This is a genomic window from Pseudomonas fluorescens (genome assembly GCF_902497995.1).
GTDB classification, from domain to species: Bacteria; Pseudomonadota; Gammaproteobacteria; order Pseudomonadales; family Pseudomonadaceae; genus Aquipseudomonas; species Aquipseudomonas fluorescens_BK.
This window is the reverse complement of the sequence record NZ_CABVII010000034.1, coordinates 18823-33057: the sequence shown is the minus strand read 5'-3', so window position 1 is coordinate 33057 and position 14235 is coordinate 18823. Positions and strand designations below refer to the sequence as shown.

The 14235-nt window shown below is 61.3% G+C and carries 8 protein-coding genes; 1 reads left to right on the top strand and 7 read right to left on the bottom strand.

What is annotated here, in order from left to right:
* Nucleotides 1-78 precede the first annotated feature (78 nt).
* From F8N80_RS28040 to tpx, 7 genes are all read right to left on the bottom strand, one after another.
* Nucleotides 79-825: an SDR family oxidoreductase gene (locus F8N80_RS28040; RefSeq protein ID WP_150744087.1), complete on the bottom strand. Its 747-nt coding sequence runs from the start codon at nt 823-825 to the stop codon at nt 79-81.
* A gap of 260 nt (nt 826-1085) precedes the next feature.
* The gene (locus F8N80_RS28030; protein ID WP_150785172.1) at nt 1086-3167 is read right to left on the bottom strand and encodes a putative bifunctional diguanylate cyclase/phosphodiesterase; all 2082 of its coding nucleotides are present in this window, start codon (nt 3165-3167) and stop codon (nt 1086-1088) included.
* Nucleotides 3168-3507: 340 nt separating this feature from the next.
* Nucleotides 3508-4989, bottom strand: coding sequence for an efflux transporter outer membrane subunit (locus F8N80_RS28025; RefSeq protein ID WP_150744085.1), 1482 nt, complete (start codon nt 4987-4989; stop codon nt 3508-3510).
* On the bottom strand, nt 4986-8093 hold the full coding sequence (locus tag F8N80_RS28020) for an efflux RND transporter permease subunit (RefSeq protein WP_150785171.1): 3108 nt from the start codon (nt 8091-8093) through the stop codon (nt 4986-4988). The genes F8N80_RS28025 and F8N80_RS28020 overlap by 4 nt, the downstream gene beginning before the upstream one ends.
* Complete coding sequence (locus F8N80_RS28015; RefSeq protein WP_150785170.1) at nt 8090-11194, bottom strand: MdtB/MuxB family multidrug efflux RND transporter permease subunit; 3105 nt, start codon at nt 11192-11194, stop codon at nt 8090-8092. The genes F8N80_RS28020 and F8N80_RS28015 overlap by 4 nt, the downstream gene beginning before the upstream one ends.
* A complete protein-coding gene (locus F8N80_RS28010; protein ID WP_150744082.1) occupies nt 11191-12507 on the bottom strand; it encodes an MdtA/MuxA family multidrug efflux RND transporter periplasmic adaptor subunit in 1317 nt (438 codons plus the stop codon). Before F8N80_RS28010 ends, F8N80_RS28015 begins: the two co-directional genes overlap by 4 nt.
* Before the next feature lie 178 nt (nt 12508-12685).
* Nucleotides 12686-13186, bottom strand: coding sequence for a thiol peroxidase (gene tpx, locus F8N80_RS28005; protein ID WP_150744081.1), 501 nt, complete (start codon nt 13184-13186; stop codon nt 12686-12688).
* Nucleotides 13187-13560: 374 nt separating this feature from the next.
* Here tpx and F8N80_RS28000 point away from each other — a divergent pair, with 374 nt between their 5' ends.
* Nucleotides 13561-13986, top strand: a complete 426-nt coding sequence (locus F8N80_RS28000) for a YciI family protein (RefSeq protein ID WP_150744080.1) — start codon at nt 13561-13563, stop codon at nt 13984-13986.
* Nucleotides 13987-14235 lie beyond the last annotated feature (249 nt).

Here is a 14235-nt window from a genome sequence, read left to right as displayed (position 1 = left end):
TCGACTATTGGGAGTCACTCGCAATCTAAGCGCGCCGGGTATCATCGTCTACTGTCAACAATGACAGTAGACAGTCATTCAGCGACCGCCACCAAGGTCGACGAACGTCCCCGTCGCATACGACGCCTTATCCGACAACAACCACACAATCGCCTCCGCCACTTCATCCGGCCGCCCGCCCCGCGCCATGGGGATCGCCGATTCCAGCTTGCTGACCCGGTCCGGATCGCCACTCAGTGCATGGAAGTCGGTGTAGATGAATCCCGGCCGCACGGCGTTGACACGGATACCTTCGCCCGCCACTTCCTTGGACAGGCCGATGGTGAAGCTGTCCAGTGCACCTTTCGACGCCGCATAGTCCACGTATTCGTTGGGTGATCCCAGGCGCGAGGCGACCGAGGACACGTTGACGATGCTGCCGCCTTGCCCGCCGTGTCTGGGCGACATGCGCAGCAGCGCATGCTTGGCGCAGAGGATCGGCGCCAGGACGTTGGTCTTGAGGGTTTTGAGGATGCGGAATTCGGACATTTCCTCGACCCGGGACTTCTGGCCCACGGTGCCGGCGTTGTTGACCAGTGCGGTGACCCGCCCCAGTTCGGTGTCCACGCGATGGAACAAGGCGATCACTTCGTCTTCGATGCTGACATCGGCGCGTACCGCAATGGCTTGCGCGCCGAGGGCACGGACTTGATCCAGCACCGTCTGGGCTGCTGCTTCGTCGGTCTGATAGTTGATGCAGATCCGATAGCCCTGTTCGGCGGCCAACAAGGCGGTGGCGGCGCCGATGCCGCGGCTGCCGCCGGTGATGACGATGACTTTATCCATGCTGGCTTTCCCCGTTTTCAAGCGTAAGCAGTCGGAGCAAAGAATAACCGCCATTTATGGTTTTTGCATGACCTGTAGGAGCGAGCGGTGCGGCGATCCGACTTGCCCGCGAAGAACGATGACGCAATGCAGCAGATACACCGCAGCGTCTGGTTCGCCTGTAGGAGCGAGGCTTGCCCGCGAAGAACGATGACGCAATGCAGCAGATACACCGCAGCGCCTGGTTCGCCGGCAAGCCTGGCTCCTACAAAGGCCACCCTTCAACCGGCAGCCAGTTGCTCGCCGCGCAGAATATCGGCCATGAAGCGCGCAGCCGGCAGCGGATGGCCGAGCAGATAGCCTTGCAACGAGTCGCAGCCGAGTTTCGTCAGGAAGTCCTGTTGCACCCCGGTTTCCACGCCTTCGGCGACGATCCGCAAACCCAAGGCCTGGCCGAGGGCGACGATGGCTGAAACGATGGCGGCGTCGTCGCTGTCGTGTTCCAGATCGCGGACAAACCCCCGGTCGATCTTCAGCTCATTGGCCGGCAGGCGCTTGAGGTACATCAAACTCGAATAGCCAGTGCCAAAGTCATCGATGGACAGGTCGACGCCCATTGCCGACAACTCCTGAAGCACCGCCATGCTCACATCGGCGTCGTTCATGGCGGTGGTCTCGGTGATTTCCAAGGTCAGGCTGTTGGCCGGCAAATGGTGCGTGGCCAGGGCTTTGGCAACGCTCTGCACCAGCTCGACGTGGCAGAATTGCAAGGCCGAGAGATTCACCGCGATGCGCCAGTCGGTGTAGCCGAGCAGATACCATTCGCGCATCTGCCGGCAGGCCTCGTTGAGCACCCAGTCGCCAATCGGAATGATCAGCCCGGTTTTCTCCGCCAGGTCGATGAACTTGTCCGGCAGGAGCATGCCTTGGGTCGGGTGCTCCCAGCGCAGCAGCGCTTCGGCGCCGACCGGATGGCCATTGGCCGCATCGAACTTGGGTTGGTAATAGAGGCTGAACTGCTGCTGGTCCAGTGCATTACGCAAGTCTTGCAGCAGTTGCAGCTGCTTGCGCGCATTGCTGTTCATCGAGGCGTCGAAGAAGCGGTAGCCGTTTTTTCCAGTGCCTTTGGCGTGATACATCGCCGCGTCGGCGTTCATCAGCAACTCCTCGGCAGTCTGGCCATTGCCCGGATAGACGGCGATACCGACACTGGCGGAGATCTGCAAGTCATGTTCGGCCACCCGGAACGGGCGCGCGATCAATCCGACCTGGCGGGCCGCCAGGCTCAATGCATCATTCTCCTCGCCCAGTTGCACCAGCAGCACGAACTCATCGCCACCGATCCGTGCCAGGGTGTCCTGACTGCGCAATTCCTCGCGCAACCGCAGGCCGACCGCTCGCAGCAACTGATCGCCCATGTGATGACCGAAGGCATCGTTGACCGGTTTGAAACCGTCCAGATCGATGAACATCAACGCAAAACACCCGCCCTGCTCCTGCACCTTCGACATCGCCTGATCGATGCGGTCAGCCAGCAACACCCGATTCGGCAGGCCGGTCAGGGTGTCATGCAGGGCCAATTGGGTCAGTTCGCGATTGGCTTCGGTCAGCGAGTGGGCAAGGCTTGCGGTGCGCGCCTCCATGCGTGCATCGAGCACCGACGTCAGCAAGGCAATGGTCAATATGGCCAGGGTGGTGATCAGCACCAGGTTGTCCAGGCCCTTGCCGTTCAAGCCGTCGATGGCCGCGCCACAGAAACTGCCGTCGGCGAAGCGCGCCGCGGCCATGGCGGTGTAGTGCATGCCGACGATGGCGATACCCATGATGACCGCTGCACCGCCACGGATCAGGATGACATAAGGGCTGTGTTGGCGCAGACGGAAAGCGATCCATAACCCGGCGCCCGACGCGCCGACCGCAATGAGCAGCGAGGCGCCGAACAGTGTCGGATCGTAATCGATACCCGGCTGCATGCGCATGGCGGCCATGCCGGTGTAATGCATGGCACTGATTCCGGCGCCCATGACCAACGCACCGAACGCCAGTTGCCAGGCCGGCAACTGCGCCTGACTGACCAGCCACAAGGCAAAGCCGCTGGACAGGATCCCGATCAGCAGTGACAGCAAGGTGAGGCTGACGTCGTATCCGAGGTCGATGGGCAGTTTGAACGCAAGCATGCCGATGAAATGCATCGACCACACCCCGGTCCCCATGGCAAAGGCGCCACCCGCGGTCCATAAATGCACGGCGCGCCCTTTGGCCGTGGCGATGCGTTCCGTGAGGTCGAGCGCGGTATAGGACGCGAGAATCGCGACACAGAGCGAGATGATAACCAGCGTGGGGGAATAGTTACCGATGAGCATGGGACTTCTCGCGACCGCCCCGTCCGACGACTTCCGCTCTCGAGGGGGCAAATGCGGCGATTGTACTGAATGCGCAAAAGAACGCACTGACAAAATTAGCAAAAGGCCATCAGGCCGATGAAACGCTTGTTTGACGTCAAAAGAAGGTCATGCGCGGTCCCGCGTTTGGGCAGAACACCGGTCACTTAGGAGCTGGCTTGTCGGATCGCCGCAAGATCAGCTGGCGACAAGGATTTGTTTATCGTCGTATGCTTGCTCATGGCCTCGCCCTCGCTGTCGTTGGCTTTCATAGAATGCCACCGTGGCGCATAGACGCCTCGGCTTGGGCGAGTCCATTCAATTACAGGTTGTCGCTCACCTGCACCGCCCCATCCCACCCGCCGCCCAGCGCCGCGATCAGCTGCACACTGGCAATCAACCGGCTTTGCAACAAATTCAGCACGTTACGCTCGTTACTTAATGCCGTGGCTTGCACCACCACCACGTCGAGATAAGCGATCACCCCGGCCTTGTACTGATTCTGGGTCAGGCGCAGCGATTCACGCGCCGCGTCCAGTGCTTCCTGGCGTACGCCCGCTTCGTTTTCCAGGACCTTGAGTTGAACCAGGTAGTTTTCCACCTCACGGAAACCATCGAGCACGGTTTGACGGTATTTGGCCACGGTCTCGTCGTAGGCGGCCTCGCTGCGGTCGACTTCCGCCGAGCGCTGACCGCCGTCGAACAGGGTCATTGCCAGCTGCGGTCCGACCGACCAGAAGCGGTTAGGCACGCTGAACCAGTTGTTGGAGGTACTGCTGCTGTAACCTCCGTTCAGGCTCAACGTCAGGTCCGGGTAGTAGGCGGCCTTGGCCACGCCGATGTTGGCGTTGGCCGCCATCACCGAGCGCTCGGCAGAGGCAATGTCCGGGCGGCGCTCCAGCAACTGGGAAGGAAGGTTCAGCGGCACCTCCGGTAACGCCGGGATGTCTTGGGTTTCTGCCAGACTGAAGTCAGCCGGCGCCAGCCCGATCAGTACCGCAATGGCGTTCTCGAACTGGGCACGCTGCCAGATCAGGTCGACCATCTCGGCTTCGGTACTCTTGAGCTGAGTGGTGGCCTGAGCCACCGCGTCCTTGCCGGAAACCCCGGCGCGGTATTGGTTTTCGGTCATTTTTAGCGAGCGCTGATACGCCTCGACCGTCGCTTGCAGCAACCGTCTCTGCTCATCGATCACCCGCAATTGCAGGTAGTTCTGCACCAGTTCCGATTGCTGGCTCAGGCGCATTGCCGCCAGATCGGCAAAACTCGCCTCGGCGTTGGCCGTGTCGGCTTCAAGGCCCCGGCGCAGTTTGCCCCAGACGTCGGCTTCCCAACTGACTCCGGCCTGCGCGGTGTAAGTGTCACGGATACCACTGGAGGTACTGGTCAGGCTCGAGCTGCTGCTACCGGTGCCCTGGCTGGAACGGTCTTTGCCGACCGTCAGGTCCACGGTGGGGAAAAACGCCCCACGGGCAGTGCGAACCAAGGCCTGGGCCTGACGGTATTGGGCCTCGGACTGGGCGACGGTCTGGTTGGCGTTGTTGAGTTGCTCGATCAAGCCATTGAGCTGCCGATCGCCATACAACTCCCACCAGGCGCCGCGGGCCAGGGAATCGCTCGGATTGGCCTGGCGCCAGCCGGCCGCTTCCTTGTATTGCACCGGCGCAGCGGCTGAGGGGCGCTGGTAATCCGGGCCGATGGCGCAGGCACTGAGCAGCGCCACGCACAGCGACAGGCTGAGTAAACGCGCACCTCGGGCCGTGACCACGGGTGCAGCGAGGTTGAACAGCGAACGGGAAGTCATAGCGCAGTTTCCAGAGCAACATCGGTACGCACCCCACGCCAGTGATTGAAGCGATGGCGCAGTGTGTCGAGATAGAGGTAAACCACCGGGGTGGTGTAAAGGGTCAGCACCTGGCTGAAGATCAACCCGCCGATGATGGTCAGGCCCAGCGGCTGACGCATTTCCGCCCCTTCGGCGCGGCTCAGCAGCAACGGCAATGCGCCGAGGATTGCGGCCAGCGTGGTCATCAGAATCGGCCGCAAACGTTGCAGGCAGGCACTGCGGATCGATTCCAGCGGTTCCAGGCCCTGATGCCGTTCGAGCTGCAAGGCCAGGTCGATCATCAGAATGGCGTTTTTCTTGACCACGCCAATCAGCAAAAACAGACCGAGCAACGAGATCAGGCTGAACTCGCCGCCCAGCGCGTAGATGGACAGCAGCGCGCCCACCCCGGCCGAGGGCAAGGTCGAGAGAATGGTCAGCGGATGGATGTAGCTTTCATACAGCACGCCCAACACCAGGTACACCGCCACCAGCGCCCCGAGAATCATCCACGGCTGGCTCTTCTGGGTGGCGGCAAACGCATCGGCGGTGCCGGACATTTTCGCGATCACTTCTTCGGGCAAGCCGACCTTGGCAATCGCCCGCTCGATGGCGGCCGTGCCCTGCTCCACCGTCACGCCTTCGGCCATGTCGAAGGCAATGCTCTCGGAGGCGAACTGGCCTTCGTGGCTGACCCGATCGTCTGCCAGGCTGTTTTCATAATGAGCGATGGTCGACAACGGAATCCGCGCGCCGTCGGCGGTGATCACCTTCACCTGATTGAGGGTGATCGGATCCTGGGCGTATTTCGGATTGACCTCCATCACCACCTGATACTGGTTGAGGCTGTCGTAAATCGTCGAAATCTGCCGCTGGCTGTAGGCGTTGTTGAGCACCGAGGTGACCATGTCCATGTCGACGCCCAGGCGTTTGGCCTGATCGCGATCGACAATCAGCGTGACTTGCTGGGCGCCACGGCCTTCACGGGCGTCGATCGCCGTCAGCTCCGGCAATGCCTTGAGCGCGGCCACGACTTTGGGGTACCACTCGCGCAATGCCCCCAGATCGCCGCTTTGCAGGATGTAGGAATACTGCGACGAGGTCTGTTCGCGGCCACCGCCGAACTGCAGGTCCTGGTCGGCCATCAGCATCAGTTGCGCGCCGGGGACCTTGGGCATTTCCTTGCGCAGGCGTTCGATGACTTTCTGCGCGGACAGGTTGCGTTCCTTGATCGGTTTCAGGCGCACCAGCATGAAGGCGTTGTTGGTGCCGTTGGTGCCACCGATGAAGCCGGCGACGCTTTCCACCGCCGGATCCTTGAGCACCGCACGCCGGAAGATCTCCATTTTCGGCTGCATCACGCTGAACGACAGGCCGTCGTCACCGCGCACGAAACCGATCAGCTGACCGGTATCCTGCTGAGGCAAAAATGTTTTAGGAACAACGACGTACAGTGCAATGTTAACGCCAACTGTCACAAGCAGACTGAGCAGTGTCAGCAGCCGGTGACGCAGCACCCAGTCGAGGCTGGTGGCGTATTTGCCAACCATCCAGGCGTTGGCCCGCTGGCTCCAGCGCTGCAGACGGTTTTCCCGGCCCGGCGTGTGCGGCTTGAGCCAGCGGGCACAAAGCATCGGCGTCAGCGTCAGCGAGACCACCAGCGACACGACGATGGACGCCGCCAGGGTGATGGAAAACTCACGGAACAGGCTTTGAACGATCCCGCCCATGAACAGGATCGACAGAAACACCGCCACCAGCGACACGTTCATGGATAGCAAGGTGAAACCGACTTCCTGCGCCCCAAGATACGCCGCTTTCATGGGCGGTACGCCTTCATCGATGTGCCGGGAAATGTTCTCCAGCACCACGATGGCATCGTCCACCACCAGCCCGGTGGCCAGGATCAGCGCCATCAGCGACAGGTTGTTCAGGGAGAATCCGTAGAGGTACATCACCGCGAACGTGCCGACCAGCGACACCGGTACGGCCAGGGTCGGAATCAACGACGCGCGAAAGTTACCCAGAAACAGGAACACCACCAGGATCACCAGGGCCACGGCAATCAGCAGGGTCATCTCCGCTTCGTGCAAGGTCGCCTTGATCACCGGCGACCGGTCCATCGCCAGGTTCAGCTTGACGCTGGCCGGCAGCACCGCCTGCAACGCCGGCAACTGGGCCTTGATCTCGTTGACCGTCTCGATGATGTTAGCGCCGGCCTGCCGGTTGATCACCAGCAATACCGCCGCGTCGTCGTTGAAGAAACCGCTGTTGTAGCGGTCCTCGACGCCGTCGCTGACCTTGGCCACATCCTTCAGGCGCAGGGCCGCGCCATCCGCATAGTGGATGATCAGCGACTCGTAATCCTTGGCTTTCTCCAATTGATCGTTGGCCTGCACCTGCCATAACCGCTGGCCGTCTTCGACCGACCCTTTTGGCCTGCGCACATTGGCATTGGCGATGGTGTTGCGCACATCGTCCAGCGCCACGCCGTACTGGTTAAGCGCCTGGGGCTCGAGTTCGATACGCACCGCCGGCAGGGAGCTGCCGCCGATCTGCACTTCGCCGACACCCTGCACCTGGGACAGGCTCTGGGACAGGATGGTCGAGGCCAAGTCATAGAGCTGGCCTTTTTCCAGCACGTCCGAAGTCAGCGACAGCACCATGATCGGCGCCTGGGACGGGTTGACCTTCTTGTAGGTCGGCATGCTGCGCATCCCGCTCGGCAGCAGGTTGCGGGAGGCGTTGATCGCCGCTTGCACTTCCCGCGCCGCGCCGTTGATATCGCGGTCGAGGTCGAATTGCAGGATCACCCGGGTCGAGCCCTGGCTGGAACGGCTGCTCATGGTGTTCACCCCGGCAATCGCACCGAAGGAGCGCTCCAGCGGCGTGGCCACGGTCGAGGCCATCACCTCCGGGCTCGCCCCGGGCAGGCTGGCCTGGACCACGATTACCGGGAAGTCCATTTGCGGCAGCGGCGACACGGGCAACAGGCCGAAGCTCACGCCGCCCAGCAGCATGATCGCCAGGCTCAGCAACATGGTGGCGACCGGGCGCTTGATGAAAGGTCCGGAGAGGTTCATGGCTGCTCAACCACTTCCACAGACTCGGACTTGCGCCCCCAGCGACGACCAAGGCGGTCGAAGTACAGGTAAATCACCGGAGTGGTGAACAGCGTCAATACCTGACTCACCAGCAAACCGCCGACCATTACCAGACCCAACGGTTGGCGCAGCTCGGCGCCGGAACCGCTGGCCAGCATCAACGGCACCGCGCCAAACAACGCGGCCAGTGTGGTCATCAGGATCGGCCGGAAGCGCAGCAGCGCCGCCTGGTAGATCGCCGTCTCCGGGTCCAGGCCTTGGTTGCGTTCCGCGTCGAGGGCGAAGTCGATCATCATGATCGCGTTCTTTTTCACGATACCGATCAGCAGGATGATGCCGATGATCGCGATCATCCCCAGGTCGTTGCCGCTCAACAGCAGCGCCAGCAAGGCGCCGACCGCCGCCGAGGGCAAGGTCGAGAGGATGGTGATCGGGTGGATATAGCTCTCGTACAGCACGCCGAGCACGATGTACATGGTCACCACCGCCGCCAGGATCAGCAATAAGGTGCTCGACAGCGAAGCCTGGAATGCCTCGGCCGCGCCCTGGAACTGGGTCTGTACGCCGATCGGCATGCCGATGTCCTGTTGCACCTGTTCGATGATTTCCACCGCATGACCCAGCGCTACGCCGGGTGCCAGGTTGAACGACATCATCACCGCCGGGAACTGGCCGATATGGGTGATCGCCAACTGCGCCTGACGCTCTTCGAGGCGCGCCAGGCTGGACAGGCGCACTTGCCCGCCATCGGTGGTCTTGACGTGAATCTGATTGAGCGCGTCCGGGCCGATCTTCTCGCCGGCCTGTGATTGCAGGACCACGCGGTACTGGCTGGCCTGGGTGTAGATGGTGGAAATCTGCCGCTGGCCGAAGGCGTCGTACAGCGCATCGGTGATGTTCGACACGGATACGCCGACCCGCGACGCCGCGTCGCGATCGATCACCAGGTAGACCTGCAAGCCTTTGTCCTGCAGATCGCTGGCGACGTCGGTCAGCTCCGGCCGTTGGGCCAGGGCGTCCACCAGGCGGCCACTCCACAGGCTCAACAACTCCGAGTCTGGCGATGACATGCTGAATTGGTACTGGGTGCGGCTGACCCGGTCTTCGATGGTCAAATCCTGCACCGGCTGCATGAACAGGCGAATGCCGGTCAGCTTGTCCAGCTCAGGTTGCAAACGGCCAATCACTTCGGTCGCGCTCAGGTCACGATGGCCGTGGGACTTGAGGTTGATCAGCAGCCGGCCGCTGTTGAGCGTCGAGTTATCACCGTCGACACCGATATAGGACGACAGACTCTCCACCGCCGGATCGGCAAGGATCACCTTGGCCAGTTCCTGTTGCCGTTCGCTCATTGCCGCAAAGGAAATCGACTGCGGCGCCTCGGAAATGCCCTGGATCACACCGGTGTCCTGCACCGGGAAGAAGCCCTTGGGCACCACCATGTACAGGAACACGGTCAGCGCCAGGGTGCCGATGGCCACCAGCAACGTCAGCGGTTGATGCTTGAGAACCCACTTTAACTTGCGCCCGTAAGCCGCGATCATCCAATCAATTGTTGCGCCGCTGGCTCGGTAGAAACGCCCCTGTTCTTCTTCCTTGGGTTCGCGTTTGAGCAGCCGTGCGCACATCATCGGCGTCAAGGTCAGGGACACCACCAGCGAGATCAGGATGGCCACCGCCAGGGTGATTGCAAATTCGCGGAACAGGCGCCCCACCACGTCCGCCATGAACAACAATGGAATCAGCACCGCGATCAGCGACAGGGTCAGGGACACCAGGGTGAAGCCGATCTGTTTGGCGCCCTTGAGCGCCGCATTCAGCGGGCTGTCGCCCTCTTCGATGTAGCGGGAAATGTTCTCCAGCATCACGATCGCATCATCCACCACGAAACCGGTGGCGATGGTCAGGGCCATCAGGGTCAGGTTGTTGACCGAGAAACCGGCGAGGTACATCACGCCAAAGGTACCGATCAACGACAGCGGCACGGCCACCGATGGAATGATCGTGGCGCTGGCGCGGCGCAGGAACAGGAAAGTCACCATGACCACCAGGGCAATGGCGATCAGCAATTCGTGCTGCACATCGGTGACGGACGCGCGGATGGTCTGGGTGCGGTCGGTGAGCACCACCACATCGAGACCGGCCGGCAAGTTGTCGGTGATGCTCGGCAGCAAGGCCTTGATCCGGTCGACCACTTCGATGACGTTGGCACCGGGCTGGCGCTGGATGTTCAGCAATACCGCCTGGTTTTCATTGGCCCAGGCCGCCAGGCGTTCGTTCTCGGCGCCGTCGACGATCTCTGCCACGTCCTTGAGCCGCAACGGCGCGCCGTTGGCGTAAGCCAGGATCAGGTTGGCGTAATCCTTGGGCGAGGTCAGCTGGTCGTTGGCATCGAGCATCGACACCCGGGTCGGGCCGTCGAAGTTGCCCTTGGGCTGGTTGACGTTGGAAGCGCCGATCAGGGTCCGCACGTCAGACAGGTTCAGGCCGTTGGCCGCCAGGGCCTCGGGGTTGACCTTGATCCGCACGGCCTGACGCTGGCCACCGGCGATACTGACCATGCCGACGCCGCTGATCTGGGCGATCTTCTGCGCCATGCGGGTGTCGACCAGGTCGTTGAGCTTGGGCAACAGCATGGTCTTGGAGGTGATGGCCAGGGTCAGCACCGGGGTGTCCGCCGGGTTGACCTTGTTGTACACCGGTGGCGCCGGCAGGTCAGTGGGCAGCAGATTGGTCGCGGCGTTGATCGCCGCCTGCACTTGCTGCTCGGCGACGTCCATGTTGATGTCGAGACTGAAACGCAGGGTCAGCACCGAAGCGCCGCCGGAACTGGTCGAGGCCATCTGGGTCAGGCCGGGCATCTGCCCGAACTGACGCTCCAGTGGCGCGGTCACGGCGCTGGTCATGACATCCGGGCTGGCGCCGGGGTACAGCGTCATGACGCGAATGGTCGGGTAATCGACCTGGGGCAAGGCCGACACCGGCAGCAACCGATAAGCGATCACACCGGCCAGAATAATGGCCAGCATGCTCAGGGTCGTGGCGACCGGGCGAAGGATGAACAGCCGCGAGATGTTCATGCGCCGCCCTTTTTCGCCTTGTCGGTGCCGGTCGCGTCAGGCGCGGTGGCGGCCGACTTGCCTTGCAGGTGTTCGGTGGGGGTGGTCGGTACATCCTTGCTGTCGTTGACCACTTCCACTTCACTGCCTTCCTTCAGGCGGTCGGTACCTTCCAGCACCACTCGATCACCGGCGGCCAGGCCCTCGGTGATGACGGTGTTGTCACCGTCACTGGCGCCCACTTTCAGCTGACGGATCGTGACCTTCTTGTCGCCTTCCATCGCGTAGACGAAGGTGCCGTTGGTGCCGAACTGGATCGCCGCCGAGGGCACCAGCACTACATCCTTGAGCGTGTCGGCCAGCAGATGGACGTTGACGAATTGATTGGGGAACAACGCCTGGTCACGGTTCTCGTAGCGCGCCTTGAATTTCAAAGTGCCGGTGGTGACGTCGATCTGGTTGTCCAGGCTCTGCAACACGCCGGTGGCCTGCAACTTGGTGTCGCCACGGTCCCAGGCTTCGGCGGGCAATTTGGCGCCGGTACGATAGCGGGCCAGCACCACGTCGAGGCTGTTTTCCGGCAAGGTGAAGGCAACGCTGATCGGCTGGGTCTGGGTAATGATTACCAACGCCGTGGTGTCATTGGCGGCGACGAGGTTGCCGACGTCCAGCTGACGCAGACCCACGCGGCCGGTGATCGGTGCGCGGATCCGGGTGAATTCCAGATTGAGCCTGGCGTCGTTGACCGCCGCCTGGTTGGTCTTGACCGTGCCCTGATACTGGCCCACCAGCGCTTCGGCGGTGTCCAGGGTCTGCTTGGCGATACTGTCCTCGCGATACAGGCCGCGGTAGCGTTCGACATCGACCTGGGCGTTCTTCAGTTGCGCCTGATTCTGCAGCAAGGTGCCTTCGGCCTGCAGCAAGGCGTTCTGGTAAGGACGAGGGTCGATTTCAGCCAGCAGATCGCCGGCCTTGACCATCTGCCCTTCTTCGAACGCAATCTTGATCAATTCGCCGCCGACCCGGCTGCGCACATTGATGGTGTTCTGCGCCGTCACGGTGCCCAGCGCCTTGTAGTACAGCGGGAAGTCACCCTTCACCGCCGGCGCCACCCGCACCGGCACGGGGCCGGCCGCTCCACCGAAACCCGGACGCATCCCCCCGGACCGACCCGTGTGCCCGGCTACGGCTTTTTGCCCCGCGCCTTCTTTTGGCGCAGCACCGCCGGGCCAGAACTTCCAGCACAGGACGGCGATGACCAACAGCACAAGCAGGCCGAACAGCCAGCGACGGGAACTACGGGAAGCGGAGGATTGCATTGAATGATCAACCATTGGGCGCGTGGGCTTTTTCTACGGGAGGCTGAACGATAAGCACTGGAAGGCGTTTAGCAAAGCGCCTTTACCGGCAATTTACCTTCGGCTTACGTTACGGGAGGTTCGTCTAAGGTACTGAAGCACAAATGAAAACGGCCTGGACAGGGCCAGGCCGTTAACATTTGTAAACGTTTGCTTATTTCAGAACGGCAAGTGCGGCTTCGTAGTTCGGTTCTTCAGCGATTTCCTTGACCAGTTCGCTGTGCAGGACGTTGTCGTTTTCGTCCAGCACCACGACGGCACGGGCCGTCAGGCCTTTGAGTGGGCCATCGGCAATCGCTACGCCGTAGTTCTCGATGAACTCGGCACCGCGCAGGGTCGACAGGTTCTGCACGTTGTCCAGGCCTTCGGCGCCGCAGAAACGGGCCTGGGCGAATGGCAGGTCAGCGGAGATGCACAGCACCACGGTGTTGGCGATGTCATTGGCCTGGGCGTTGAACTTACGCACGGAGGTAGCGCAGGTCGGGGTGTCGACGCTTGGGAAGATGTTCAACACTTTGCGCTTGCCGGCAAAACTTGCCAGGGTCACGTCGGACAGATTGCCCGCCACCAGGGAAAAGGCTGGCGCCTTGGAGCCGGCTTGTGGCAGTTGGCCGTTGACTTGAACCGGGTTGCCTTTGAGAGTGACTTGAGCCATGAACGGAGTCCTTCTGATGGTTGATGTGAAGATTTTTGACGAGGCCGAAGTTAACCACGAAATGGTCTGACGACCTATGGCCAGATACAAACTGTGATAAATCGACGCAAAAACTGGATACAACGCTAACAAGCGATGCAAAACCCTGTGTGAGCGAGCCTGCTCGCGAAAGCGCAGTGCCAGTCGACATGATTTTTGACTGGTACACCGCTTTCGCGAGCAGGCTCGCTCACACAGGTCCGCATACCGGCTAAATCATCGGTATTGGAGGGTATCCGAAAATTCTAAAACGATTTTTCATGCGCCGCGTTGTCGATTCAGGACAGGGTCATTCGACTAGCAGTGAGTCACTCAAATCCAGCGGAGACAAGACCATGCGATTCATGATTTTTGTGAAAGCCAGCGCGGATTCCGAAGCCGGGATACTGCCCAGCGAAGAACTGATGACCGCGATGGGCAATTTCAACCAAGAATTGGCCAAGGCCGGCATCCTCATCGACTGCGACGGCCTGCAGCCCAGCAGCAAGGGCGCGCGCGTGCGCTTCTCGGGTGACCAGCGCACGGTGATCGACGGCCCGTTCGCCGAAACCAGGGAGCTGATCGCCGGCTATTGGTTGTGGCAGGTGAAGTCGAAACAGGAGGCGATCGACTGGGTCAAGCGCTGCCCCAACCCGATGCCAGGCACCGAAGCCGAGATCGAGATACGCCAGGTGTACGAAGCCGAGGATTTTGGGGGCGAGTTCACGACGCAACTGAGGGAGCAGGAAGAACGACTGCGTGAACAGATGAAGAAGAGCTGAGTATTGCAGTAAAGCCCCGGTATACGGCAGATGCTCATGCCGGGGCAGCTGGGTACTGGATAACCCTCTGATCAGTATTAACTTTTTAGTACATCCAAACTGCGAAAACTTGAACACAAAAACCGGGATTGGATCCTTTCGACTGGATAACCCCTGTTTAACTGCTAAGTTTTACAGACGCGTCCTACAGGCTTGATAGGAAAGAGATTACACAATATCGGCCGCCAAGTGCCGAGTCGTCCGCTGAGC

Excerpts from the sequence above, each read along its gene's own strand:
- F8N80_RS28040 (WP_150744087.1), bottom strand. The coding sequence starts at position 825 with ATGGATAAAGTCATCGTCATCACCGGCGGCAGCCGCGGCATCGGCGCC.
- F8N80_RS28030 (WP_150785172.1), bottom strand. The coding sequence starts at position 3,167 with ATGCTCATCGGTAACTATTCCCCCACGCTGGTTATCATCTCGCTCTGT.
- F8N80_RS28025 (WP_150744085.1), bottom strand. The coding sequence starts at position 4,989 with ATGACTTCCCGTTCGCTGTTCAACCTCGCTGCACCCGTGGTCACGGCC.
- F8N80_RS28020 (WP_150785171.1), bottom strand. The coding sequence starts at position 8,093 with ATGAACCTCTCCGGACCTTTCATCAAGCGCCCGGTCGCCACCATGTTG.
- F8N80_RS28015 (WP_150785170.1), bottom strand. The coding sequence starts at position 11,194 with ATGAACATCTCGCGGCTGTTCATCCTTCGCCCGGTCGCCACGACCCTG.
- F8N80_RS28010 (WP_150744082.1), bottom strand. The coding sequence starts at position 12,507 with ATGGTTGATCATTCAATGCAATCCTCCGCTTCCCGTAGTTCCCGTCGC.
- tpx (WP_150744081.1), bottom strand. The coding sequence starts at position 13,186 with ATGGCTCAAGTCACTCTCAAAGGCAACCCGGTTCAAGTCAACGGCCAA.
- F8N80_RS28000 (WP_150744080.1), top strand. The coding sequence starts at position 13,561 with ATGCGATTCATGATTTTTGTGAAAGCCAGCGCGGATTCCGAAGCCGGG.